This window comes from Flavisphingomonas formosensis, from assembly GCF_009755815.1.
Classification (GTDB): Bacteria; Pseudomonadota; Alphaproteobacteria; order Sphingomonadales; family Sphingomonadaceae; genus Flavisphingomonas; species Flavisphingomonas formosensis.
On the sequence record NZ_WRPK01000001.1, the window covers coordinates 1060998 to 1084669 of the forward strand.

The 23672-nt window shown below is 66.1% G+C and carries 24 protein-coding genes and 1 tRNA gene; 12 read left to right on the top strand and 13 right to left on the bottom strand.

Annotated elements, in window-relative coordinates; all coding sequences use genetic code 11:
- Window positions 1-243: 243 nt before the first annotated feature.
- The 3 genes from GQY20_RS05230 (at window position 244) to GQY20_RS05240 (ending at window position 2470) form a co-directional block, all read left to right on the top strand.
- Window positions 244-642 (top strand): hypothetical protein, encoded by a 399-nt coding sequence (locus GQY20_RS05230; RefSeq protein ID WP_157215932.1) that lies wholly within the window; start codon window positions 244-246, stop codon window positions 640-642.
- Complete coding sequence (locus GQY20_RS05235) at window positions 639-1304, top strand: hypothetical protein (protein WP_157215933.1); 666 nt, start codon at window positions 639-641, stop codon at window positions 1302-1304. The genes GQY20_RS05230 and GQY20_RS05235 overlap by 4 nt, the downstream gene beginning before the upstream one ends.
- A 215-nt stretch (window positions 1305-1519) precedes the next feature.
- Window positions 1520-2470: an Abi family protein gene (locus GQY20_RS05240; protein WP_157215934.1), complete on the top strand. Its 951-nt coding sequence runs from the start codon at window positions 1520-1522 to the stop codon at window positions 2468-2470.
- Window positions 2471-2496: 26 nt separating this feature from the next.
- Here the strand turns inward: GQY20_RS05240 and GQY20_RS05245 are convergent, their stop codons facing one another.
- The 4 genes from GQY20_RS05245 to GQY20_RS05260 all read right to left on the bottom strand — a co-directional run bounded on the left by GQY20_RS05245 (window position 2497) and on the right by GQY20_RS05260 (window position 5519).
- The gene (locus GQY20_RS05245; protein ID WP_232475889.1) at window positions 2497-4026 is read right to left on the bottom strand and encodes a terminase; all 1530 of its coding nucleotides are present in this window, start codon (window positions 4024-4026) and stop codon (window positions 2497-2499) included.
- A gap of 208 nt (window positions 4027-4234) precedes the next feature.
- Window positions 4235-4813, bottom strand: a complete 579-nt coding sequence (locus GQY20_RS05250) for a hypothetical protein (RefSeq protein WP_157215935.1) — start codon at window positions 4811-4813, stop codon at window positions 4235-4237.
- Entirely contained in the window at window positions 4810-5058 is a 249-nt protein-coding gene (locus tag GQY20_RS05255) for a hypothetical protein (RefSeq protein ID WP_157215936.1), read from the bottom strand. The genes GQY20_RS05250 and GQY20_RS05255 overlap by 4 nt, the downstream gene beginning before the upstream one ends.
- A gap of 65 nt (window positions 5059-5123) precedes the next feature.
- Window positions 5124-5519 carry a polyketide cyclase gene (locus GQY20_RS05260; protein WP_157215937.1) on the bottom strand — a complete coding sequence of 132 codons (396 nt, stop codon included), beginning with the start codon at window positions 5517-5519 and terminating at the stop codon, window positions 5124-5126.
- A 135-nt stretch (window positions 5520-5654) separates the two neighbouring features.
- On the opposite strand from GQY20_RS05260, the gene GQY20_RS05265 reads away from it, so the two are divergent.
- Window positions 5655-6431 (top strand): metallophosphoesterase family protein, encoded by a 777-nt coding sequence (locus tag GQY20_RS05265; RefSeq protein WP_157215938.1) that lies wholly within the window; start codon window positions 5655-5657, stop codon window positions 6429-6431.
- On the opposite strand, the gene GQY20_RS05270 is transcribed toward GQY20_RS05265, so the two are convergent.
- Entirely contained in the window at window positions 6424-7107 is a 684-nt protein-coding gene (locus GQY20_RS05270; RefSeq protein ID WP_157215939.1) for a class I SAM-dependent methyltransferase, read from the bottom strand. The genes GQY20_RS05265 and GQY20_RS05270 overlap by 8 nt on opposite strands.
- Window positions 7108-7172: 65 nt before the next feature.
- Here GQY20_RS05270 and GQY20_RS05275 point away from each other — a divergent pair, with 65 nt between their 5' ends.
- The 3 genes from GQY20_RS05275 to GQY20_RS05285 all read left to right on the top strand — a co-directional run bounded on the left by GQY20_RS05275 (window position 7173) and on the right by GQY20_RS05285 (window position 8084).
- Window positions 7173-7487 carry a hypothetical protein gene (locus GQY20_RS05275; RefSeq protein WP_157215940.1) on the top strand — a complete coding sequence of 105 codons (315 nt, stop codon included), beginning with the start codon at window positions 7173-7175 and terminating at the stop codon, window positions 7485-7487.
- Window positions 7487-7963, top strand: a complete 477-nt coding sequence (locus GQY20_RS05280; protein ID WP_157215941.1) for a hypothetical protein — start codon at window positions 7487-7489, stop codon at window positions 7961-7963. Before GQY20_RS05275 ends, GQY20_RS05280 begins: the two co-directional genes overlap by 1 nt.
- Before the next feature lie 47 nt (window positions 7964-8010).
- Window positions 8011-8084, top strand: a tRNA-Gly gene (locus GQY20_RS05285).
- A gap of 262 nt (window positions 8085-8346) precedes the next feature.
- Here GQY20_RS05285 and GQY20_RS05290 read toward each other — a convergent pair.
- The 7 genes from GQY20_RS05290 to GQY20_RS05320 all read right to left on the bottom strand — a co-directional run bounded on the left by GQY20_RS05290 (window position 8347) and on the right by GQY20_RS05320 (window position 12440).
- Complete coding sequence (locus GQY20_RS05290) at window positions 8347-8922, bottom strand: DUF308 domain-containing protein (RefSeq protein WP_157215942.1); 576 nt, start codon at window positions 8920-8922, stop codon at window positions 8347-8349.
- Between the two features lie 110 nt (window positions 8923-9032).
- Window positions 9033-9671: an NrsF family protein gene (locus GQY20_RS05295; RefSeq protein WP_157216176.1), complete on the bottom strand. Its 639-nt coding sequence runs from the start codon at window positions 9669-9671 to the stop codon at window positions 9033-9035.
- Window positions 9661-10164 (bottom strand): sigma-70 family RNA polymerase sigma factor, encoded by a 504-nt coding sequence (locus GQY20_RS05300; protein WP_157216175.1) that lies wholly within the window; start codon window positions 10162-10164, stop codon window positions 9661-9663. The genes GQY20_RS05295 and GQY20_RS05300 overlap by 11 nt, the downstream gene beginning before the upstream one ends.
- A 315-nt stretch (window positions 10165-10479) precedes the next feature.
- On the bottom strand, window positions 10480-11007 hold the full coding sequence (locus tag GQY20_RS05305; protein WP_157215943.1) for a helix-turn-helix domain-containing protein: 528 nt from the start codon (window positions 11005-11007) through the stop codon (window positions 10480-10482).
- Window positions 11004-11369 carry a hypothetical protein gene (locus tag GQY20_RS05310; RefSeq protein ID WP_157215944.1) on the bottom strand — a complete coding sequence of 122 codons (366 nt, stop codon included), beginning with the start codon at window positions 11367-11369 and terminating at the stop codon, window positions 11004-11006. Before GQY20_RS05310 ends, GQY20_RS05305 begins: the two co-directional genes overlap by 4 nt.
- Window positions 11287-12282, bottom strand: a complete 996-nt coding sequence (locus GQY20_RS05315; protein ID WP_157215945.1) for a DUF1376 domain-containing protein — start codon at window positions 12280-12282, stop codon at window positions 11287-11289. The genes GQY20_RS05310 and GQY20_RS05315 overlap by 83 nt, the downstream gene beginning before the upstream one ends.
- Complete coding sequence (locus GQY20_RS05320; RefSeq protein ID WP_157215946.1) at window positions 12279-12440, bottom strand: hypothetical protein; 162 nt, start codon at window positions 12438-12440, stop codon at window positions 12279-12281. Before GQY20_RS05320 ends, GQY20_RS05315 begins: the two co-directional genes overlap by 4 nt.
- Window positions 12441-12564: 124 nt before the next feature.
- Between GQY20_RS05320 and GQY20_RS05325 the strand changes: the two genes are divergently transcribed.
- Window positions 12565-13131: a LexA family protein gene (locus GQY20_RS05325; RefSeq protein ID WP_232475890.1), complete on the top strand. Its 567-nt coding sequence runs from the start codon at window positions 12565-12567 to the stop codon at window positions 13129-13131.
- Window positions 13132-13301: 170 nt separating this feature from the next.
- On the opposite strand, the gene GQY20_RS05330 is transcribed toward GQY20_RS05325, so the two are convergent.
- A complete protein-coding gene (locus GQY20_RS05330; RefSeq protein ID WP_157215948.1) occupies window positions 13302-13484 on the bottom strand; it encodes a hypothetical protein in 183 nt (60 codons plus the stop codon).
- Between the two features lie 164 nt (window positions 13485-13648).
- Between GQY20_RS05330 and GQY20_RS05335 the strand changes: the two genes are divergently transcribed.
- From GQY20_RS05335 to GQY20_RS05350, 4 genes are all read left to right on the top strand, one after another.
- A complete protein-coding gene (locus GQY20_RS05335) occupies window positions 13649-14011 on the top strand; it encodes a hypothetical protein (RefSeq protein WP_157215949.1) in 363 nt (120 codons plus the stop codon).
- Between the two features lie 38 nt (window positions 14012-14049).
- Window positions 14050-14271: a hypothetical protein gene (locus tag GQY20_RS05340; protein ID WP_157215950.1), complete on the top strand. Its 222-nt coding sequence runs from the start codon at window positions 14050-14052 to the stop codon at window positions 14269-14271.
- Window positions 14272-14666: 395 nt separating this feature from the next.
- Complete coding sequence (locus GQY20_RS32455) at window positions 14667-17903, top strand: beta strand repeat-containing protein (RefSeq protein WP_269769720.1); 3237 nt, start codon at window positions 14667-14669, stop codon at window positions 17901-17903.
- A 42-nt stretch (window positions 17904-17945) separates the two neighbouring features.
- The gene (locus GQY20_RS05350) at window positions 17946-23624 is read left to right on the top strand and encodes a calcium-binding protein (protein ID WP_157215952.1); all 5679 of its coding nucleotides are present in this window, start codon (window positions 17946-17948) and stop codon (window positions 23622-23624) included.
- The last annotated feature ends 48 nt before the right edge of the window (window positions 23625-23672 follow it).

The following is a 23672-nucleotide window of genomic DNA, read 5'->3' on the forward strand; positions in this document are numbered from 1 at the left end:
GCCCCCACCGCCCCGGGCTCAGCCACCCCGGCGTCTCCCGCGGCGTCACCGGCTCGGCGAAGGTCAGCGCCAGCGCGTCGCCGTCGTCCGGCTATGCCAGCCCTCGCGCCTTCATATGGGTCTTCTTCTCCAACATGGTCGCGGCGCTCGATCGTTCGAACGAGCATGGACGGTCGCTGAATGTCACGGCAATAGTCGTCGCAGGTCGTTGTCGGGGAAGGCGATCGCTGGGGGGGAGCGGGATTGACGCGGCATTTCTCTTATGACGAGCGGTGGAACGGCGTCGCAATTCCCGCAGAGCACTGGCACTTCCATCGCCGGCTTCTCGATCGCTACGGAGTCGTGCTGGGGCCGGGGGATTTTTCGAACATGATGGACGGGCTGCGTTCCGGCAAGGCCCTGCTGATCCGGGAAAAGGGCAAGGGAAGAGCACTCTACCAGTGGAGAGTGAAAAGCACGGCCGAGCTCATCTTCATAGTCGCTGGCCGCAACAAGGTCTTCACGGCCTATCCCCCGAACGCCTCGTTGCGGAAGTTGGCGAAGCGATTGCATGCGGAGCGCAAGGCGCTGCGCAAGGCGCGCGGAACGGAGCCGAACACAGCACCAGCAGGCGAACCCGAGATGGCCGCGCGATGCCCATGAAATCCCCCACCACCGTCGCCGCGCTCAGCGATTTCGGCCGCGTCCGCCTGTCACAGCATTTCTATATGCGCGATTTCCTCTTTTCGGACATTGCGGCGATCCATGGCCTCGCCAATGTGCCGGACGATCCCGATCTCGCCATCGCCGCCGGCACGCGCCTCTGCACGGACCTGCTGGAGCCGCTGCAGCGCGTCTTCGGCCGCATCGCCATCCGCTCCGCCTATCGCTCGGCAGAGGTCAACGGCCTCGGTAACGCCATGCAGAAGGCGGGCCGCAAAGGCTATAATTGCGCGTCGAACGAAAGGAATTATGCCGGCCACATCTGGGATCGCCGCGATGCGGACGGCCATATGGGCGCCACCGCCTGCATCGTCCTTCCCGAATTCGTTGATGCCTTTCCGAACGATGGCGACTGGACGGCGCTCGCCTGGTGGATCCACGATCACCTGCCTTATTCCGAGCTGCAATTCTTCCCGACCAACTGGGCCTTCAACATCAACTGGCGCGAAAATCCGGTGCGCGCCATCCATAGCTATGCCGGCTGGAAAGAGGAGGGCGCCTGGAAAGCGAGCGGCTATCTCACCCGCTTTGGCATGGCGAACCACGAGGGCTCGCACCGCGCGCAATGGCAAAGGCTGGCAGCCTCCTTTCCGATCGGATAAGGCCCGTTCGCAATGCGGCTGCCTTCGGTTCGGGGCCGGCGGTGCTTGTGGCATTCGTGCTTCTCGGCCGATGAGCGATGAACCGACCCCCTCATTGACCGTTGTCGTTGCCATGCCTACATAGCGCTCAACAACACCCCCCAGGCCTAGAGCTTCGGCTTGCCCAATACCGGGGGGTTACTTTTGGGGCCTCCTCGGGTAACCGGGGAGGCCTCATGCTTTATGACAAGCCCGCCACCACGATTGACGAACAGATTGCGCTGCTGAGGGCGCGCGGGATGCAGGGGGACGAGGCGTTGATGCGCCGCTGGCTCGAAACGGTCGGCTATTATCGGTTGAGCGCCTATTGGCTGCCCTTCGAACTGCCGGCGCAGGCCGATGCCACGAGAACGAAGCTGTTCCCGGACGGCACTAATTTCGAATCCATCGTCGATATCTATGTGTTCGATAGGAAGCTTCGGCTGCTCGTCACGGAGGCGATCGAGCGGATCGAGATTGCGCTGCGATCGCGCTGGACCAATCGCCTCACTCTGGCTCACGGATCCCACGCCCATCTCGACGTCACGGTATTCCAATCCGGATATGATCATCTCGCCTTGCTGTCTGCGCTGGCAATTCGGGCCAGGGAAAGCAAGGAGGTCTTCGTCGAGCATTATCGCAGGAAATATGAGGAGCCATTCATGCCGCCCCTCTGGGTGGTGACGGAACTGATGACCTTCGGTGAATTGTCTCGGTGGCTTCAGGCGACGCGCGATCTGAAGGTCAAGGCCGCGGTGGCCAAAGATCTCGGCCTGCCCAATCGCGAGGTGCTGGAGGGAACACTTCAGCTTTTCTCCTACATCCGCAATATCTGCGCTCATCATGGCCGCCTGTGGAATCGGCAGACCGTCAAGCGTTTGCCGCTCATCAAGCGCTTCAGGCAGGATCTCGTCATCTCGCGGGTCGAGACCGATCAGGGCGTCCAGCATCAGCCCGCGAATTTCATCTATAACGCGTTGGTGGCGCTGGCCCATATGGTCCGCCATCAAAGCGGCGATACGAGCTTCCCCGCCCGCGTCGCCGCGCTGGTGGCAACGCGTCCGGATCATCAGAGGCGGGCGATGGGGTTTCCACAGGATTGGGCAGGTCGCCCCTGTTGGGCTGCCGCGGTCGGGCGGCCATTGTAGCGGGCTGGAAATTCAGCACTTTTCCCTCAATCCCACTCCCTCTTCAACTCCGCATAGCGATCATAAACCCCCGCCTCCTGGCGCCCCCATCGCCCCGGGCTCAGCCACCCCGGCGTCTCCCTTGGCATCACCGGCTCGGCGAAGGTCAGCGCCAGCGCGTCGCCGTCGTCCGGCGATGCCAGCCCGCGCGCCTTCATGTGCGCCTTCTTCTCCAGCATGATCGCCTGGTTCGCGTCATAGCCATATTCCACGCCGGTCAGGTCGTCCTCGATCGCCTGCTCGTCGGGGATGGCGCCGCCGTCCAGCCAGGCGCGCAGGTTGGTCCACATCTCGGCGCGCTTGTTGGCGGTGCGCACGCGGGTGGCGCCGGCCCAGATCGCCTCGCGGCCGCGCCCGCCGAAATGCACCTCGTGCACGTTCATGAGGCCGAGCTGGCGCAGGCGATCGACCACGCCCGCGCCCATCGCGCCCGCGTCGACGAAGATCGCGTCGGGCCGCTCCTGCGCCGCCTCCAGCGCGATGTCGCCCGCCACCTGCATCGTGTCCGCGCCGTGCCAGCGCTTCCACGGCCGGCTGCGCGCATCGCGGCCGCAGCGCTTGGCGAGGGTCGAATGGTCATCGCCGAAGCGGGCGATGTCGACGCCGTAGATCAGCGGATCGCTCGGCAGGCTCTCCACGCCCCGCGCCCGCGCCGCCCCCGCGCCCGCGGCGGAGATGAACTGCAGCGAGGAGGCGGCGGGGAACTGCCCGCGCACGCGCACCTTCACGATGTCGCTCTCCTCGCCATATGTGGCGGCGAGCTCGTCCAGATAGGCGCGGTTGGTGCCCTCCACGCTGCGGCTGTCGATCTGCGCCTTGTGCCACAGCCGCCGGTGCCGGCCGAAGCATTCGCGGAACGCGCCCTTGTTCTGCGTCGGGTTGCCGAACGCGATCCAGAGTATCTCGGTCGCCGCGTCGGTCAGCGCGCCGAGCGTCACCTCCCACACCTTGTCGGCGATGCCGCTCGCCTCGTCATAGATCACGACGATGCGCCGGCCCTGGTTGTGCAGGCCGGCGAACGCCTCGGTATTCTGGGCGGACCAGGTGACGAGGTCCGCGCGCCAGGCCTGCTCATGGCCCTTCGCGGCGCTGATCAGCGCGGTGGCGGTGGGGCGGAACCAGCTTTCGGTCAGCGCCAGGCGGCGCCACTTGGCGATCTCCGGCGCGGTCTTGGTGCGCAGCTGCGCCTCGGTGTTGGCGGTGATCAGGATGCGCGTGTCCTCGCACGTATCCAGCGCCCAGTTGACGATCATCGCGATCAGCGCGGACTTGCCGATGCCGTGGCCGGAGGCGACCGCGATGCGCATCGGCGTGTGCCGCGTGGCCGGATTGGCGAGGTGCCGCCCGATCGCCTCCATCACGTCGCGCTGCCATCGGCGCGGCCCGGGCGCGCCCTTCAGCACGCCCTCGCCCCAGGGATAGGCGAACAGCGCATGATCGAGCGGCGAGAAGGAGAAGCCGGCGACGATGTCCATCAGCGACGCGGCCGGCGTGGCGGCAGGGGAGGGGGCGCTCATATCGTCCTCATCCTCCCCTTCTCATCCTCCCCGGAACGGGGAGGGGGACCGCCGAAGGCGGTGGTGGGGTTCCTGCTCACCTCAGAGGTGCCGCTTGTCGTGCGCGGGGCCCCTCCACCGGCTTCGCCGGTCCCCCTCCCCCTGCGGGGGAGGATGAAGAGTGGCGACGTGCGGATCCGATAGCCCCGACGGCATGAGACCATGCCCCTCACTCCTCTTCCCCGCCCTGCGCGGGAGGTTCGAAGAGGCTGGGGTGGCTGTTCGAAAGCGGCGCCTCGAGGGCAGGCGTCGCGGGTTCGCCGCGCTCCCCCTCGATCAGCCGCGCCCGCCCGGCGGCGATCCTCTGCGCGAGGTCGGCGACGAGGTTCATCTCGCTGCGTTCGCGCCACAGGTCCGGCCGCCGGTTCTTCAGCCAGAACATCGCGGCGGTCACGTCCGGCGGATAGCGTTCGACATAGGCCGTCTCCACCACCTTGCCGGCGATGGTGTGGATCTTCACCGCATCGTGCGCATAGCCGACCGCGCGGTGGTACAGCGCCTGCTCCACGCGCGCGTCGGCGGCTTCCTTGCCGATGGTCAGCGCCTCGGCGAAGGCGGCATGGCGTTGCTTCCAGTGATGGATGCTGCGCACCGATACGCCGAAGAAGGCCGCCATCTCCGCGTCGGTCAGCCCGATCGCGGCCAGCCGCCGCGCCTGCCCGACATAGCTGGCGCGCCATTTCGGCGCGTTTTTCGCGGTGCCCGGCGGCCGGCCGCGGCGCTTGCCCGCCTTCTCCTCCCCGCTCATCGCCACGCCTCCGCGAAGGGCGGAATCGGGGCGCCGCGCCCCGCCTGCTTGCCATTGCCGAATACCGTCGTCACCACATCCCCTTTCAGCTTCAGCCGCACGCCATTGCCGAGCTTCACCGTCTCGCAGCCGAAATCGGCCGCGATCCGCACCGCCGGCTCATGCGCCATCATCGCGGCGCGTGCGGTGTCGTCGTCGACGGGGGAGACGCGCTCGCGATAGCGGCGGATGGCATGGTCGCTCACTTGCATGCCGCCACACTGCGCCGCGGGCGGGGATTGCCGCCAGCGCGGATGGGAGGAGCGAGCGGCTACCGCTCGATCAGCGCCTTCAGCGCCTTCAGGTCGCGATTGACCCACTTTATGTCCGCGGAAAAGCGCTCCTCGTCCATGCCCGGCTGGCGGAACAGCGTCAGCATCACTTCCGCGCCATCGCCATTCTGCACCACGCGCAGCGGCACATGGATGGCCTGCCCGTCGTCCGTCTCGATGAAATGGTCCATCACGCCATAGTCGTTATGCGGCGTGAAACGGATGCGCACCGGCCCCTCCGCGCCGTCCGCCAGCCAATATCCGTCCGCTTCCCGCAATTCCGATTGGGCGAGGCCCGAGGCCCAGCGCGCGAAATATTCGGGGCGCCAGATGCGTTCGTAGACGGCGCGCCATTCGCGGCGGATCGAGACGCTGAAGGTGCGGGCAGGCAGCATGGCATGGTCCGGGGCTGGGGCGGGAAAGCGGCTGCTACCGTATGGCGGCCGGCCTGTCATGCGCCTTCGCCGATCCCGATGCGGGTTCGTGCGTTGGGCGCTCATGCGCCGGCGAGGGCGCGGGAAGGAGCCTCGATGATCCGCCTGTTCCATGTCAGCGACCTGCATTTCGGCTGCGAGGATCGCGAGGCGCTCGCCTGGTTCAAGCGCCGCACCGATGCCGAGCGGCCCGACGCGGTGATCATGACCGGCGATCTCACCATGCGCGCGCGCTCCCGCGAGTTCGCCGCGGCGGCCGAATGGCTGAAGGGGCTCGGCCGGCCGGTGACGGTGGAGGCGGGCAATCACGATCTTCCCTATTTCGATCTCGCCGCCCGCTTCCTCGCCCCCTATCGCCGCACCCGCGCGCTCGAGGCGATGATCGAGACGCCGCTGGAGGTGAAGGGGGTGGCGGTGGTGCCGCTCAAGACCACGGCGCGCTTCCAGTTGCGGCTCAACTGGTCGAAGGGCCATGTCAGCGCCGGGGCGCTGCGCCGCGCGCTTGCACAGGTCGAAGCGGCCCAGGGCGAGCAGGCGATCCTGGTCGCCGCGCATCATCCCCTCGTCGAGCCCGGCACGCGCAGCCACGCCCGTACCCGCGGCGGGGCGGAGGCGCTGGCGGCGCTGGCCGGGGCGGGGGCGCATGCGGTGCTCACCGGCCATGTCCACGATCCGTTCGACCTGCCGGTCGAGGCGGCGGGCCGCACCATCCGCCTGATCGGCGCCGGCACGCTTTCGCAGCGCGTCCGCGCCGCACCGCCCTCGTTCAACGAGATCCGCATCGAGGGCGGCCACATCGCCGTGAACGCCCGCAAGCTCGGCGAGGAAGACGAGCCGCTGACGCCCGCCGCGGCCGGAGGCGCGCCTATTTGACGAGCGTGGCGATATCCTCGCGGCTGATCATCACCATGTCGCGCGGATTGGCGGGAGGCGCATAGTCCTTGAAACGATCGATCACGATGCTGGGCGGAAAGTTGAATGGCGGCTTGAACAGATCCACCTGCCGGAAATCGCCGGTCACGATATTGCGATTGATCACGTGCGGGCTCGTATGCGTCGTGACCAATATGTATTTCACGGTGGAGCGCGCGAAATTACGCAGCGCTTCATTGATGTTCTTGTAGGAGAAATGAAAGAGTACGTCGCGGCACAGCCACATGTCGGCATCGGGAAAATCGTCCTCGATGATATCGAACACGCGGAAATGCGCGTTTTCTCCCTCGAACTTTGCCTTGGCCGTCTCGACGACACCCGCCACGACGTCGCCGCCGATATAATCGATATCGGTCTCGCTCAATATGTGGCGCATCCAGTGCAGGTCGCCGCAAGGCGCATCGAACAGCGTCCTGATATCGTGCCGCTGCATCAGGAGCGGAAGTTCGCGGCGAATGTCCGCGGTCTGCTCCAGGCTGGATCCCATGCCGCTGACGCTTTCCTTGTCGCCCCAATAGCGGCTGTCGAAAATATGTTCGAAGACCTTCTTATGACCATAACGGCCGAAGCGGACCGCGCGCGTAACCCGGCGCGCAACCGATGCAATGGTCACCATAATCCCGCTCCCTCGCAAGAGCCACGTCGATTCGGCTCGGTTATCGCTCGACAATAGCGAAGTTCGTGGCCGAAATCGTCGAAATACTGCCCGCCCATATTGCAGGTGCCGAATGGATGTGTGCTGTCACGATAATAACATTACTGTCATTTAAATATTTGTTCGACATTGCGTCCAATCGACGCAAACCCGTCATCCACAAGACATGGTCCCGCAACCTTTGCTTCCGGTTGCGTGAGACGGAGATAGGCGGCAAGCCATTTTCCGGCCGCGCAAAATGCACGCTTTCGGCGGCCGGTTATCGAATGGGTAACCTCGGTCGTGTCAGCATTGCGCCATGCAGGGCAGAGGGCGCAGCTTTCGACATGTCGGATCGGTAATGGCCGCGGCAGGCGCCGCGGTTTTGCTCCTGGCGCCTCTGCCCGCGGCGGCGGGCTGCTGGCAGGAGCGCGAGGCCGCAGCCGCCGGCCTGCGGGAGATGCAGACGATGCTGATGGTCGCCACGCTGCGTTGCCGCAGCGCCGGCATGGACATTAGCGACGAATATAACGCCTTTGTCGTCGCGCATCGCCGCACGCTCGATTCCGCCAACATCGTCATCCGCCGCCATTTCATCGTGACCGGCGCGGCACCCGGTGCCTATGACCGGTTCGCCACGACGATCGCCAACGCCTATGGGCATGCATCCACCACGATCGGCGATTGCGCCGAAGCCGGCATGCTGGCCCGCAAGAGTGCAGGCGCCGCACCTGCCACGCTCGTCGGCATCGCTGCGGCCCGCCTCCATTCGTCGCCGCTTCCAGAAGGCCGCTGCCCGACCACGCTCCCGCGCACGCAACTGACCTTCGCGCGCTGACGACCCCCGTTGACGGCATCGGGCATCGGTGGCACTGGCATTCGGGCGCGGGTATAGCTCAATGGTAGAGCACTAGCCTTCCAAGCTTGTGACGCGGGTTCGATTCCCGCTACCCGCTCCATCTCGGAAATCAGCCTTTTTTCCCAACCTTTCAGCACGGGGGGCGATCCGCGGTTTGCGGTGAGAGTGCGGTAGAATGCTCCCGGCGCCAGCTTCTCGATCTCGTCGATGATCGATTCGTGGGGATGGGGTCGAGGCGAACGCGTGGTCTGTCACCCCGACGATTTCGGACGCATCGCCAGCCGCCACGACGGGCTCGCCGCCAGCCCGCCCGGCCGCAATCTGCCGTGCGAAGCAGATTGCGGCCGGGCTTGCGATACGGATCAGTCCCGCCGCGCCCGCCAGGCGAGCACCGCCGCCGAGATTGCGAAATAAAAGGCACCGAAGGCTGCGTAGGGCGCGACGTCGGCGACGCCCGGATGGGCCGATGCATCGGCGGCCATCTTGGCGAAATGGCCGCCCGCCAGACAGGATTGCGCGCCGCTCAGCATCATCGGCCACTGCGCGCCGACGCCACCCCGGCGGCGCAGCGCAGTCGCGAGCTGGAGGAGGCCGGCGAGGATCGCCCACAGGCCGATCACGCCGATCGCGGCATGCAGATCGCGCGTGGCGATCAGGGCGGCCGCGATCGCCAGCGTCACGAGGGCGCTCGCCACCATGTTGACCGCCTGGCTGGGATTGGCGCGCAGCCCGCCGCTGCGCCGCGCGTCATACAGGTTGGCGAGGCTGTCCCACGCCGGATAGAGCAGCAGCAGGCCGGTGCCGATGGCCGGCACGTTCCTGCCGATCGTGAAGGCCAGCGCCACCCAGAGAAGCGAGAACAGCGCGCGGACGGCATAATAGGATTTCAGCCAGCCCTTGTCGGCCGCCGCGGCCCGATGCTGATGCGGATGGGTCATATCGATATCCTCTTTCTGCGAAATGGCAGGACGGGGCCGGCGCGCCCGACCCCGGAGGCTCGGGGGAGGCGCCCGGCGATGGAGCGGGCAGGCAGCCGTGCTGCCGGATATTAGAGGCGGAAGCCCCTGGGCAGGATCCACCGAGCCAGGGCGGCCACGGCAGCGCATCCGGCGAAATACCAGGTGACGACGTAGAGCGGATCGTTGGCCGGACAGCAGAAGGCGAAGACGAGCGCCCCCCAGCCGCCCGCCGCCAGCCCGGCCGCCAGGGCGCTGCCGCCCGGATGCGCCGGCGCACCCCGCCGCAGCAGCACCGCCATCATGCCCATCATCGGCAGGGAGAGGATGACGATGCACAGGCTGCAGAGCAGGCCGTGCACGGGGGACAGCCGCTCCCACAGCGTATCGTTCGCGAAAGAGGAGCCGAGCGGCAGGCCGGCGACCATCGCCGCGCCCGCAAAACCGATGGCGAGGCCCAGGCCCCGGCGCGGCGAGGCGGGCGGCGAGAAGGATCGGAGCGCGGTCGCCCCGCTCAGCAGGACGAAGCCGGCAAGGCCGCCCAGCTTCCACAACATATAGGGCGAGCCGATCATCCGCCCCATGTCGGGCCGCATCAGCCCCAGGCCGAGGAAAAGCGCAAGCTCGATCGCGCCGAGCGCCAGCAGCAATGCCGCCTCGCGCCGCGCGCTGCGCCGCCGGACGGGATCGAGACGGGCGGAAAGATCGAGGATCAGGGCGTCATTCGACATCATGGTTCTTCTCGATGAATGCGGTCAGCCGCGCGAGGCCGCGATGGACGTTGACCTTGACGGCGGAGGGGGACTGGCCGGTCTCGCGCGATGCCTCCTCGATGCTGTATCCTTGGAGCTTCACCAGCCTGATCGCCTCGGCCTCGGCCGGGCGGAGCCGCCGGATCAGGCTGGCCAGAACCGACGCGCTCGTCACTGCCGCCTCATGATCCGCCACCGCGATCTCGTCGGCCGGCATCTCGTCCGGCCGCCGCGCGAGGCCGCGCAACTGGTCGATCCATTTCCGCCGGGCGATCGCCGCCAGCCAGGGCGCGAAAGGCAGGCGGGGATCATAGCTGTGCCGCCGCCGATGGATCGCCATCAGCGTCTCCTGCACCGCATCGTCGATCTCCGCGGGAGGCAGGCGCCGCTGGAAATAGCGCCGCAGCCAGCCCGAAACCTCGCCCAGCAGCCGCCGATAGGCGCCGCCATTGCCATCCTGCGCGGCGGCCATCAGTCCGCCCCACGCATCCTGCGCCGTCACATCGGGCGCAGCAGGTCGCGACGGCGAACGCGACAGCAGCATCGAGAGAGGGCGAAGGCTCATGACCTCCTATTCGGCGCGGCGGCCCGATCGGTTACATCCCGGCGAAACTTTTTTCCGCCTATGACGGTCAGGCGGGAAATATCGGGGGCTGCAATTCAGCCGGCATACAGACGGAATTGGCAATTCCATCTGTACAAATATTTAGACGGATTCAACGCATCCTTCCGTACAGGCGCCGCCGCCGCCTCGAATGCGCTCGTTCGCGCATTTCCAAACACGCTCTCACGCCTTCGCGGCGTCGCCCGTGCGTCCCCGCGCATATTCGTGCCAGCCAAGGCCCACCAGGCGCGACAGGAAGGCGCTCAAGGCCTGGTCGCGCCGGAAGGCTTCGCGCTGGATCTCCTCGGCGAGCGCGCCATAATCGTCGCGCACGATGCCGAAGGAAGGTGCGGGGGCCGCGCCGTCGAGCACCGGGCGGGGCGGGGCGCCGATGGCCTGCGGGGCCGCGATGCGCGCCGCCGCGGCCTTCAGCTGGCGCCAGTGCGGCTGGCGGCTTTCGGGCGCGCGGGTGGAGCGGCCGGTGCGCATAATGGTGATGATCCGCCCGCAGGAGAAGGCTTCCACCCGGATCGCGCCCTTGCGTTCCAGCCGGGCGAGGGTGCGTGGACCGATCGATGGGGTGGCGCCGCGCAGCAGCGTCATGATCGCGCGATTGGTGGGCGCGGGCTCGCCGCGGTCGGCCGCGGCGGCGACGAGATCGTAGACCGCCCGTTCGCGCGGGCTGAGGCTGGCGAGGATGGCATTGCTCATGCGTCGTCTCCGGTAAGAAAGAGGTTGCCGTGCGCATCCTCGCGCCAGCGCGGGGCCGGGCGGCCTCCGGCTTCGGCGGCGATGCGGTCGTTGTAGGTTTCCGAAAGCGGCCGGGCGGTCGCGCCGCGGGCCGGGGCGGGCATCAGCTCGCGGGCCAGCGCGATCAGCTCGCACGCCTTGGGCAGAAAGGGCTTGGCCGTCGCCCAGCGGCCGATCGCGGCATCGAGCAGCGCGGGCGGCATCTCGGCGAGATCGCGCGCCAGCAGCGCCAGCGTCGCGCTATGCGCCTCGATGTCGGTCTGCGAGGTAGGGCGGTAGCGCAGCCCCAGTTCCGAGATCAGCGCCTGGATCCGCGGCGGCACCGTCCGGCCCGCCGGCGTCGCCGGCGTCGCCGGCTTCGTCTGCGTCCGCGGCGAGCCGCCGCTGGGCGTCGCGCCACATATCGAGCGCGGGATCGGGGCGGGGGCCGCGCAGCGCGGCGGGCGTGTTTCGATGTCCATGGTCGCGGGCCTCCTTGCGGGCGCGCAGTTGGCGGAGAGGCCCGTCGAAATAGGCCAGCGAGGAAATGCGTTCGGCGCGGGCGGCGGAGACGGCGCCGCGGATCGCCGGGGTGATCTCCCCGACGGGATCGAAGCCCTCGGCCAGCCATTGCCGCACCACGCCTTGCGCCCGCAGGATCGCCGCGGGCTCTACATGGCGGACGCCTGCTATCCGGCAGAGCTCGGCCGCCAGCGCGATCGGATCCTCGCCCGCGCACGCCGCTTCATCGGCAGCGAGTCTCCCTGTCTCTGTCTCTGTCCCTGTCTCTTTCGGCAGTGCATCGGGCATGGCGGACGCATCGTCCGCGGACGGCGCATGGCCCGCCCAGCGCACTGCTGCGGCCTTGCGCGCGATCGCGCTGCGCTTCTCCTTGCGGGTGCGATAGGCGCATTTCTCCGCCCATGCGGCGTGCACCTGCTCGGCGATCACCGGATGGTAGAGCCGCCCGTCGCTGCACAGGAGGAAGCCGCGCAGCGCCGCGTCGCGGTGCCGGCGCCAGGTGCGCGCGTCGCGCCCCAGCCCCGCCAGCCGCATCAGCGCGGCGTCATTGTCCGGCAGGCTGCCCGCCGGCAGCTGATGCCAGGCCGCGGCCCACAGCAGCACCGCATACCAGCACGCCTCCGGCGCGATCTCCGCGGCCATGCCGCTGTCGCGCAGCCGCGCCACCTGCAGGGGCATGAAGGGGAAGCTGCGCAGATCGCTGTCCGCCGGAGTCAGCGGCGCAGGCGTGCTCATGCCGCATCCTTTTCGCCGAGCCTGAGGCGCAGCCGGGCGCGGCGGCCCCGGCCGCCGTCGCGCAGCGGGCAGCCGGGAAGAGTGCAGTGGATCGCCTCGATACTGACCGTGAGCGCGGTGCAGGCGGGGCAGCGATGCTGGGGAGGGTGATTCGTCATGGGGTGATTATCTGCTACAATCGCATACATGGCGCAAGCGAAAATATGCGAAAATCGCACTTGCTGTTCTGCGTCGATCTGCGATCCTCGTCCGGCCATGACACCCGCCGAGATTCGCCAGCGCATGACCGAGCTCGACCTCACCTTGCGTGAGCTCGCGGCCGCGACCGGCATCGACGAGAACAAGCTTTCCAAGTCGCTCGGCAAGGCCGGGCGGCGGATCACCGTGCCGGAGATGGCGGCGATCGAGGCGGTGCTCTCGGGTGGAGGCGGCGGCGAGCCGGCGGCGCCGGCGCTGCGTTCCATCCCGTTGCTTGGCGCGGTGCCGGCGGGCGGCTTTCGTGAGGCGGTGCCCGAGAGCGGGCGGCGCCATGCCATCGCCGATCCGGACACGCCGCCGCACGCCTTCGCGCTCGTCGTCAGCGGCGATTCGATGGACCTGATCGCGCCGGAGGGGACGATCGTGGTGATCGATCCGGACGACAAGGCGCTCTGGCCCGGCTGGCGCTACGTCGTGCAGACGGCGGACGGCGACACCACTTTCAAGGAATATCAGGAGGGTCCGGCGCGGCTGGTGCCCTGCTCCAGCAATCCCGCGCATAAGGAGATCGTGCTGGGGGCCGAGCCGATCACGATCATCGGCCGCGTCTTCTCCTACTCCTTCCGCGATCTGCCCCGCCGACGGCTGTAACGGCAGGCGTTCGTTCCATCGTCTTCGGCGCGGCGACCGCCGTGCAAAGCCGAAGCGCGGCGCGGCAGCATTGCGTCATCCCGATCCGTCGACCGGGCTCGGCATAGCCCCGCCTGCCGCGAAGTCGGCATGACGGCGAAGCGCGCAACGGACCCGTAGGAGGCCGCCGCTTACGCTCCCTCTGCCCCCTCGCGCCGCTCGATATCCGCCGGCACGCTCAGATAGAATCGCTCGCCATGCCAGGCGCCGAGGCCGAGCTGAATGGCGTCGTGCCGGGCAGTCTCGAGACGGTCCCGCCAGGGGCCGCGCGCTGCGCCCAGCACCGACACCCTGTACCAGATACGCTGCCGCAATGCCCTCTCCCTGCTGACCACGAGTCGTCCCGGACCCATTGGAACATTTCAGGAACATCGGGGCAAGCGCGAATCGATATGCGATCATCGAAGATCGCATCTTGACTCATATTATGCGATAATCGCATATTAGTGTCGCAGATTCGGGCAGGAAAGGGCCTGTTTTGACCGCCATCGAAATCGCGGCCCTGCGCCGTGCCCATGTCGACCGCATCGATCGGGCGGCCGCGCGTGCCGTCGCCCAAGCGGGCGGGCCGCATGGCATGCCGTTCGCGCTCCAGCATCTCGGCGCCTTCCTGGCGGCCGAAGGCGCGGCGCTGCCGCCCTCGGCGGGCGAGCGCGCGTTCGGCATCTGCCCGGCCGACTATGCCGGCGCGCATGCCGACAGCATCGCGGCCGGGGCGGGCATCGCCCGGCGCCTGCTCGCGGCGCTTCGCCGGGGCGAGGATGCCGCGCGCCTGCGCCTCGACGATGGGGAGGAACGGCGCGGCCGCCGTCCGGCCCCGCCGCTGCGAAGCGCCGCCTGATGCCGGATCTGCCCCTCCCCCTTCGAAAGGATCGACCGATGCAGCCTGGCTGGCGCCCGCTCTCCGCCATGTCCGTCCCCGCGCTGGTGCATCACCATGCCGAGCTTGCCGGCCAGGTCACCCTGCTCTCCGAGGCCGGCGACGATCGAGCGGCCCATGAGGCCGACGCCCGCGGCCTCGCCGTTTCGGCGGAGCTCGCCGAGCGGCTGCAGGCCTGGCTCGGCGCGGTGCCGGCCGACGCGTTTCTGAACGCGTTGTGAGGCCCGGTGCGCGGGCGAGCTGAATATCCTGTCATGCGGCCGGTGCGTGAGGAACGGGGCAGGGGGGAAGGAAAACCATCCTCTCCGTCATTCCCGCTTCGTTATCGACCCCTGTCGATCGATCCCCGCCGTTCCGGGATGTCGCAACCATTTCGGTTCTTTTGAAAGCCTTGAAGTCGTCATCGAATCCTGTCTTAGTTTTAATGGGGCATATAGGGGTTTCGATGTGACGGATTCGTTTCGATCCGGACGCGGGGGCGCGTCCGACCAGCATCGGTGCCGCGCGGCACCAGCGGACATCCTGCCGCCCCGTCCCTGACCCAGGCCCTTCCCGCTTCCTCCCTTCGCCGGCGCACCGACGCGCGCCGCAGCCCTCCCCATCGGAGATGATGAGCATGCCCACCTATAACGGCACGTCCGGCAACGACACGATCAATGGCGGCAGCGGCGCCGACGTCATCAACGGGCTTGCGGGCAATGACATATTGAACGGCCTAGGCGGCAACGACACGATCGACGGCGGAGATGGCGCGGATACGATCGACGGCGGCGCGGGCACCAATATGCTGACTGGCGGTGCGGGCGACGACAAGATCACTAGTTCGGGCATCGGCGACACGATCAGCGGCGGCGATGGAAATGACAGCGTTATCTTCGCAAACGCGGCGATCGTTGGTGGGCCTATCGACGGCGGTGCCGGAACTGACAGCCTCGCTTTCAATTCCGCCAAATTCGACACGGGCACGGCCGGCGTGGCCTTTTCCGGATTCGAGACGGTCAGCGGCAGTCTCTTTGGCGGCACGGGTGACGACGTTCTCGATCTCAGCGGCCTGTCTGGCATCACCGGTTCGCTGATCATCTGGGGTGGTCTTGGGAATGACATCATCATCGGTGGTGCGGAGAAGGATGACATTCGAGGTGGCACGGGTGACGACACCCTCTACGGCGGCGCGGGCGACGACACGCTTTCCGGTTATGGGGAAGGCGCCAGCGAAACTGGCACCAACGCGCTCTACGGCGGAGATGGCAATGACAGATTCTCGGGCGGCGGCCGCGTCACGCTCTATGGCGGTGCCGGAAACGATTTCGTCTACATCAACGAGGATACGACCCTGATCGGCATCGTGGACGGCGGCGCCGGCACGGACACATTCAGGGCAGACATGCAGGCGCATTTTGAGGGTGCCGTCACTTTCGTCGGATTCGAAATGCTCGCTGGCTATCTCGAGGGAAGCGCGGGCGACGACACGCTCGATCTCAGTTCGGCATTGAGCGGTTTTGACGGCGTGGGCGGCGGAGCCGGTGCAGATATCCTCTTCGGCAGCCAGGGCCTGGATTATCTCGCCGGCGAGGCCGGTGCCGATACGCTCTACGGCGGTGCTGGCAATGACGAACTCGACGGTGAGGCCGACAATGATGTGCTGAGCGGCGGGGCCGGCGCCGACCTGCTATATGGCGGAGCCGGAGACGACACCATCTCCGGCGGAACCGGCAATGATCAGATGAACGGTGGCACCGGCGTCGACACGGTGACCTATGCGGCTGCGGCAAACGGCGTAGCCGTCAGCCTCGCGACAGGCACGGGCAGCGGCGAGGGCAGCGATACGCTAGCGGGTTTCGAGAGGGTGATCGGTTCGGCATTTAACGACACTCTGACCGGCGATGCGAATGCCAATGTCATCGAAGGCGGTGCCGGCAACGACGCGCTAAACGGCGGAGCCGGCATCGATACGGCCAGCTATGCTGGTGCGACGGCCGGAGTCAGGGTCGGCCTGGGAACAAGCGCGGCGCAGGATACCGGCGGCGCCGGTACCGACACGCTTTCCCAGTTTGAAAATCTCCTCGGCTCCGCCTTCAGCGATACGCTGTTCGGCAGCGCGGGAGCCAATTTGCTGTCTGGCGGTGATGGCAATGACATTCTCGACGGCGTTGCCGGTAGCGACACGTTGGACGGCGGCGCCGGGATGGACACGGCGAGCTACAGGTCTGCCACGGCCGCGGTCATGGCCGATCTTGCAGCGGATATCGGTAGGGTCGGCGGCGACGTCGATACGTTTGTTAGTATCGAAAATCTGATCGGTTCCGCCTTTGACGACACGCTGACCGGAGATGGCTCTGCCAACATCCTCGACGGTGATATGGGGAACGACATTCTCGACGGCGGAGCGGGCGACGATATATTGCGCGGCGGCACCGGCAACGACATGCTGTTTGGCGGCGATGGCGTCGACATGGCCGATTTCAGCGATCTGCCGGTGGGCCTGATCGTCAACCTGCAGACCGGCTTCGTCATGAATGTCATGTACGCCGTCCAGGGGGACTTGGATTTTCTGTCAGGCATTGAGGGCGTGATCGGAAGCGGATCTGACGATACTGTGACCGGGGATGGCGGCGACAATCTGCTTTACGGCGGCGCGGGCAATGACACGCTGAACGGCGGCCTCGGCAACGACACGCTGGCGGGCGGTCTCGGCAACGACATGATCGACGGGGGCTCGGGGTTCGACACGGTAAGCTATGCCGATGCGGCAGCAGGTATCGCGCTGAATCTGGTGAGCACGACCTATCAGAACACCGGCGGCGCAGGCACGGACGTCGTGCGCAATGTCGAGAATGTGATCGGCTCGGCCTTTGCGGATACGCTGACCGGCAACCAGTTCGCCAATGTGCTGACCGGCGGGGCGGGGGACGACGTGCTGGACGGCGGCCTCGGCAACGATATGATGATCGGCGGCGATGGCATCGACACCGCCACCTATGCGCGTGCGGCCAATGCGGTAAAGGTGAACCTCGGCCTCACGGCGGCCCAGTCGACCGGCTACGGCACCGACACGCTGTCTGGCATCGAGAACCTGACCGGCAGCGCCTATGACGACCAGCTCACCGGCGATGGCGGCAACAACGTGCTCACCGGCAATGCCGGCAACGACATATTGATCGGCGGCCTTGGCGACGAGGTGCTGAACGGCGGCGCGGGCAGCGATACGGCGTCCTACGCCAATGCGACCTCCGGCGTGACGATCAGCCTGGCGCTGACGACGGCGCAGGACACGTATGGCGCTGGGATCGATACGTTCCTGTCGATCGAGAACATCGTCGGCTCCTCTTATGACGACGTGATCACCGGCTCCGCGCAGGTGAACAGCATCTCTGGCGGCAACGGCAACGATACGATCGACGCCGGCTCGTCCAACGACACGGTCGATGGCGGCTATGGCAACGATATCCTCAAGGGCGCGGCGGGCGACGACAGCCTGATCGGCGGCGTCGGGCTCGATACGCTCTATGGCGGGGCGGGAGCGGACGTGCTGACCGGCGGGACGCAGAATGACAGGTTCGTCTATCTCGCGGTCGGCGACAGCACGCTGGCCGCAACGGACCGGATTACGGATTTCGCCAAGGGCGACATACTCGACGTCTCGGCAATCGACGCCAGCACGAAGGTCGCTGGGAATCAAGCTTTCGTGCAGGCATCGGCGTTCACCCATAGCGCCGGCGAGTTCACGCTCGCTTATGATGCGGGCACGAACACCACCACCGCTTTGTTCGATATTAATGGCGATGCCAACGCAGACATGGCGATCCTGTTTACCGGTGATGTCACGACGCTGACGTCGAGTTGGTTACTCTGAGCCAAATTTTCTCGCCCGCTTAATTCACCAAGGACTCTCATCATGCCCATCTATAACGGCACATCCGGCAATGACACCATCAACGGCGACAAGTCCGGCGTCGCCGATGACACCATCTATGGGCTGCAGGGCAATGATATACTGAGAGGCGGCGCAAGCTCGGATACGTTGTCGGGCGGTGACGGCAACGATATGCTTTACGGCGGCACGGGCCGCGACTTTCTCTACGCCGGCTCTGGAGACGATTCACTTTATGGCGAAGACGGCAACGACGTCGTCTATGGTGACAATCAGGGCGTCGATCTCCTGTACGGCGGGGCGGGCGACGATCAAATCTATGGTGGCGGCGCTGGGATCATTGATGCCGGGACCGGAAATGACCGTGTCGAACTGCATGGCAATCTCGATGAGGGCGGCACGATTATCGGCGGCGACGGTACGGACAGCCTCGTTTTCGGCGTCACTTTCCACGCGCCTTCCCCAGACCTGACGATCACGGGCTTCGAGGGGATTTCCGGCTCCTTCTACGGCGGTGCCGGAGACGACGCGCTCAATCTCGCCCAAGTGCTGCCCGCGTCGGCGCTGCAAAACGGTGTAATGTTCGTCTATGGCGGCGGCGGCAATGATAGGCTGACCGGATCGGACACCCGCGATGCGCTCGACGGCGGAGACGGCAACGACACGCTCTACGGAGGTGGCGGCAACGATTATCTGAGCGCGGGCAGCGGGATTGACGCGCTCTACGGTGGGCAGGGCGACGACCAAATTGATATCAGCGATTCAGGCAATCCTTTTGCTGCGGGAAAAGTCTATTCGGGTGGTGACGGCTATGACACGCTCTCGATCTTTGGAGATGTGGGGCATCTCAACCTATCGGCGGCGGCGATCAACCCGGACATCGAGGCGATCAGCTATACTGGCTCTCTGGGGGTAGCTGCGGCTGAGGTCGGCCGCTTTTCCTATGACAACATGACTGAGTTCAGATTGACCACAGCAGGCATCGCCGATTTTTCCGGCGTGACCATGCAGGGCACGACCCTCACTTTGAACGCCGGTGGAAACACCGTCATACTCACGAATACGCATACTCTCTACTATACGTTCAGCATAGTTGGCAGCGGTTCGGCCGATACGGTCTTCGGCTCGGCTTCCGACGACACGATCGAAGGAAATGGGGGTGCGGATGCACTCAATGGCGGCGGTGGCACCGACTATCTCTATGGCGGCGGCGGTGATGATAACCTCAACGGTGAAGCGGGCAACGACCAAATCGCCGGCGGCGTCGGAAATGATATTCTGCACGGCGGTGACGGGATCGACCTTCTGGAAGGGGAAGCCGGCAATGACATATTGGAGGGAGGCGCCGGCGCCGATGGCCTGATCGGTGGCGCGGGAGCCGACGCGATCTACGGCGGCGACGGAGACGATCACATAGGGCTCGATCTGCCGTCCGATCTGGCGGCCGGAGAAATCATCGATGGCGGCGCGGGCACCGATCGGCTGTATCTGAACTTTGATGCGTCGATCGATCTTTCCGGTGCGGCGCTCACGAGCATCGAGCAGATCGTCAATGACTATAGCGGCTATAGCGTCGGCCTGACGGCCGCGCAGGCGGATGCGCTCACAGAGATCAAGTCCAGCACCCTCGATATCAAAAGCGGTGGTGCGATCGATTTCAGCGGCGCCGCCGTTTATGTGAACCGGATCAATCTGAGCGCGGCCGGAAACACGCTGAACTTGGCCGGCATCACGAGCCGAGGTACCTCGGTATATGGAGGCGCAGCGGACGATGTGATTGCTGGCAGCGCCGGCAGCGATGCGCTTTACGGCGGCGGCGGGGTCGATACGGTCAGCTACGCTGCCGCAACGGGCGGCGTCACCGTCTCTCTACAGACCTCCTTGGCTTCCGGCGCGGCAGGAGCGGATCGGCTCGGTGAGTTTGAAAACATCGTCGGATCCGCATTCGCGGATGTGCTTACCGGCGACGATGGCAACAATGTGCTGGACGGCGGCCTTGGCAACGACACGCTCGATGGTGGTGCCGGCATCGACACGGCGAGCTATGTCAACGCGGGTGCCGGCGTCACCGCGAATTTGGCGCTCACGGCCCCGCAGAATACCGGCAGCGCTGGCATGGACGCTCTCTTGCAGATCGAGAATCTGCAGGGCTCGGCCTTCGCCGATATTCTGACCGGCGATACGGGCAACAACCGACTGTCGGGCGGTGCGGGGGATGACCTTTTGGTCGGCGGCGGCGGCGACGATGTGCTAGATGGTGGTGCGGGTAGCGATGCGGCCGACTATTCTTCCGCGCCGGCCGCGGTGATCGCCGATCTCGCGCTCGGTGTGGTCAGCGGCGGCGCTGGATCGGATACGCTGATCGGGATCGAAAATCTCGTCGGATCGGCCTTTGCTGACGTCCTGACCGGTGACGCCGGTGTCAACCGGCTCAGTGGCGGCGGTGGAGACGATCGCATCGAAGGCGGTGCCGGGAACGATGTGCTGGACGGCGGCACCGGCATCGATACCGCCTCCTACGCCGGCGCCGCGGCCGCGGTGACGGTAAACCTCGCTGCCGGCCAGGTGTCCGGCGGCGCGGGATCGGACATGCTGTCCAGTTTCGAGAATCTGGTGGGTTCCGCATTCAACGACATGCTCACGGGTGATGCCGGTGCAAACATTCTCGACGGCGGTGCCGGCAACGACCGGCTCGACGGCGGGGGTGGCAATGACACCGCAAGCTATGCCTCGGCCTTCGGGGGTGTGCATGTTAGCCTTGCCGTCGCGACTGCGCAGGCGACGGGCAGCGCGGGTAGCGACACTCTGGTCGCGATCGAGAACCTCTCCGGCTCCGCGTTCAACGACACGCTTACAGGCAATGCGGGCGCGAACATTCTCTCGGGCGGTGCCGGCAATGACGTGCTGATCGGCGGGCTCGGCAATGACCGACTCGAGGGCGGGGATGGCATCGATACGGCCAGCTATGCGGGGGCCGCGGCCGCCGTCGTCGCCAGCCTAGCCACGGGCAAGGCGTCGGGCGGCGCCGGCGCGGACACGCTCGCCGGCATCGAATGGCTGATCGGATCGAGTTTTGCGGACAAGCTGACCGGAGATGACGGTGCCAATCGTCTCTATGGCGGGGCCGGCGACGACATATTGGAGGGCGGCAAGGGCGACGACACGCTGTCTGGCGGTGCCGGTTTCGACATCGCTAGCTATGCCCATGCCGATGCTGGTGTCACCGTCAGCCTGGCCCCGGGGGTGGCGCAGATCTCCGGCAGTGAAGGCAAGGATATTCTGATCGACATGGAGGGCCTGATCGGATCGGCCCATGACGACGTGCTGATCGCCGGCGGCACCAACTATCGCATCGACGGGGGCGCCGGCAACGATGAGATCCGGGCCTATGGCCGCGGCACGGTGATCGGTGGATCGGGCGTGGATACGGTCAGCTATGCCGGCCAATGGCGGTGGATCGTCGCCGATCTGACCGCCGGCACCGCCAAGTTCGAGGCCGGCGGCATGGACATTCTGAGCCAGGTCGAGAATGTCACGGGTGGCAACGGCAACGACACTCTGATCGGCAACGCCTTCGCCAACGTCCTGAACGGCGGCGGCGGCGATGATCTGCTCAACGGCGGGCTCGGCAACGACACGCTCGATGGCAGTGCGGGCATCGACACGGCCACCTATGCCGATGTGGCGGCTGCCGTGCGGGTCAATTTATCGCTCGCTGGGCCGCAATCCACCGGCGGCGGCGGTGTCGATACGCTGATCGCCATCGAGAATCTGATCGGTAGCGCCTATAATGATGTGCTCGGCGGAGATGGCGGCGTCAACCGCATCGACGGCGGCGCGGGCGACGACATCATCTCGGGCGGTGTCGGCGGCAAGGACGTACTGATCGGCGGCGTCGGGGTGGATACGGTCACCTATGCCACTGCGAGCGGCGGCGTGCTGGCGGATCTCATCAACGCGTCCGTGGGCGCGGACAGTCTCAGCGGCTTCGAGAATCTGATCGGATCGGCTTATGCCGACACGCTGATCGGCGATCGCGGTGCCAACCGGATCGAGGGCGGAGCCGGCGATGATTTGATCGAAGGCGGCGTCGGCGACGACTGGATCGAGGGCGGTGCCGGCTTCGACACAGCCTCGTTCGCTTCGGCGACGCGGGGCGTGGCCGTCAGCCTGCTGCTGGCCGGCACTGCGCAGAGCACCGGTGTCGGCATCGATACGTTGGTCGGCATCGAAGCGCTCGCCGGGTCCGGCTACAACGACGTCTTGACGGGCAATGGGGTGGACAATCGCTTGTCCGGCGGCGCGGGCGACGACGTTCTGCAGGGCGGTGCCGGCAACGACATCCTCGATGGCGGCATGGATAGCGACATCGCCAGCTATACCGATGCGACATCGGCCGTCACCGTCGATCTGACGCTCATCACGGCGCAGAACACCGGCGGTGGCGGCATCGATACGCTGATCGGCATCGAAGGCGTCATTGGATCGGCGTTCGACGACACGCTGATCGGCGGCGTGCCTAACGGCCTGACCCTCATCGGCGTGGACATGACGCTCAACGGCGGCGGCGGCGATGACATGCTCATCTACGGCCCGGGAACCTATCCCGGCATCACCCGGTTGGATGGCGGCACCGGCATCGACACGGTCAGCTTCGCCAATGCCAAAGGCGCCGTCTATGTCGATATGACAATCACCGGCATTCAGCAGATCCAGCCGACCCTATATCAGAACATCACGATCAAGGGCGTGGAGAATCTGATCGGAACGGAATATTCGGACGTGCTGATCGGCAACGGTAGCGACAATATCCTCATGGGCGGCGCCGGTGCCGACGTGCTTAACGGCGGCCGCGGCAACGACGTTCTCGACGGGGGCTCGGACGGCGACGTCGCCGATTATTCGACGGCGACCGCGGCGGTCTTCGTGAATCTCGGCATCTCCGGCTCCCAGGATACCCATGGGGCGGGCATCGACACGCTGATCTCGATCGAAAGTGTTTCTGGGTCTCGCTTCAATGACAGGATTACCGGTTCGGAAGGCGATAACAGCCTGTCCGGTGGCGATGGCGACGACACTCTTTATGGCCAGGGCGGAATCGATATCCTCGGCGGCGGCCAGGGAGACGACACGCTTTACGGCGGCGACGGCACCGATCTTCTGACCGGCGGTTATGGCAATGACACACTCTACGGCGGCGATGGCTTCGATTTCGTGCAGTTCTGGAATGCGGACTCTGCGGTCACCGTGGATTTCAGCCTGCCAGTGGCACAGGCGACCGGCTATTTTACCGGCACGGATACGCTGATCGGCATCGAAGGCGCCACCGGATCGAATTTCAACGACGTGCTCATCGCCGGCCGCGGGGGCAATGCATTGCAGGGCGGCGCTGGTTCCGACACGTTCGTTTTCCGTTCGACCCTGGACAGCACCGTGGCCGAGAAGGATTTCATTGCCGACTTTACGCTCAGCGATCGTGTCGACGTCTCGGCTATCGACGCAAATACCAATACCGCCGGCACGGACGACGCGTTTCACTTCGCGAAGGCCTTCACCCACATCGCGGGTGAAGTCACGCTGAGCTACAGCGCCGCTGCCGACCAGACGACCGCGCTGTTCGATACCGACGGCGATGCAGTGGCCGACATGGCGATCCTCTTCGCCGGCAATGTCACGACGCTGACATCGAACTGGGTGCTGTGAGGCGCTCGTCTTCGGTGAAGTGTTCCGAATCGCCAACAGATATCGGCT

Excerpts from the sequence above, each read along its gene's own strand:
- GQY20_RS05235 (WP_157215933.1), top strand. The coding sequence starts at position 639 with ATGAAATCCCCCACCACCGTCGCCGCGCTCAGCGATTTCGGCCGCGTC.
- GQY20_RS05240 (WP_157215934.1), top strand. The coding sequence starts at position 1,520 with ATGCTTTATGACAAGCCCGCCACCACGATTGACGAACAGATTGCGCTG.
- GQY20_RS05245 (WP_232475889.1), bottom strand. The coding sequence starts at position 4,026 with ATGAGCGCCCCCTCCCCTGCCGCCACGCCGGCCGCGTCGCTGATGGAC.
- GQY20_RS05250 (WP_157215935.1), bottom strand. The coding sequence starts at position 4,813 with ATGAGCGGGGAGGAGAAGGCGGGCAAGCGCCGCGGCCGGCCGCCGGGC.
- GQY20_RS05260 (WP_157215937.1), bottom strand. The coding sequence starts at position 5,519 with ATGCTGCCTGCCCGCACCTTCAGCGTCTCGATCCGCCGCGAATGGCGC.
- GQY20_RS05265 (WP_157215938.1), top strand. The coding sequence starts at position 5,655 with ATGATCCGCCTGTTCCATGTCAGCGACCTGCATTTCGGCTGCGAGGAT.
- GQY20_RS05270 (WP_157215939.1), bottom strand. The coding sequence starts at position 7,107 with ATGGTGACCATTGCATCGGTTGCGCGCCGGGTTACGCGCGCGGTCCGC.
- GQY20_RS05280 (WP_157215941.1), top strand. The coding sequence starts at position 7,487 with ATGGCCGCGGCAGGCGCCGCGGTTTTGCTCCTGGCGCCTCTGCCCGCG.
- GQY20_RS05290 (WP_157215942.1), bottom strand. The coding sequence starts at position 8,922 with ATGACCCATCCGCATCAGCATCGGGCCGCGGCGGCCGACAAGGGCTGG.
- GQY20_RS05295 (WP_157216176.1), bottom strand. The coding sequence starts at position 9,671 with ATGTCGAATGACGCCCTGATCCTCGATCTTTCCGCCCGTCTCGATCCC.
- GQY20_RS05300 (WP_157216175.1), bottom strand. The coding sequence starts at position 10,164 with ATGGCCGCCGCGCAGGATGGCAATGGCGGCGCCTATCGGCGGCTGCTG.
- GQY20_RS05305 (WP_157215943.1), bottom strand. The coding sequence starts at position 11,007 with ATGAGCAATGCCATCCTCGCCAGCCTCAGCCCGCGCGAACGGGCGGTC.
- GQY20_RS05315 (WP_157215945.1), bottom strand. The coding sequence starts at position 12,282 with ATGAGCACGCCTGCGCCGCTGACTCCGGCGGACAGCGATCTGCGCAGC.
- GQY20_RS05320 (WP_157215946.1), bottom strand. The coding sequence starts at position 12,440 with ATGACGAATCACCCTCCCCAGCATCGCTGCCCCGCCTGCACCGCGCTC.
- GQY20_RS05325 (WP_232475890.1), top strand. The coding sequence starts at position 12,565 with ATGACCGAGCTCGACCTCACCTTGCGTGAGCTCGCGGCCGCGACCGGC.
- GQY20_RS05340 (WP_157215950.1), top strand. The coding sequence starts at position 14,050 with ATGCAGCCTGGCTGGCGCCCGCTCTCCGCCATGTCCGTCCCCGCGCTG.
- GQY20_RS32455 (WP_269769720.1), top strand. The coding sequence starts at position 14,667 with ATGCCCACCTATAACGGCACGTCCGGCAACGACACGATCAATGGCGGC.
- GQY20_RS05350 (WP_157215952.1), top strand. The coding sequence starts at position 17,946 with ATGCCCATCTATAACGGCACATCCGGCAATGACACCATCAACGGCGAC.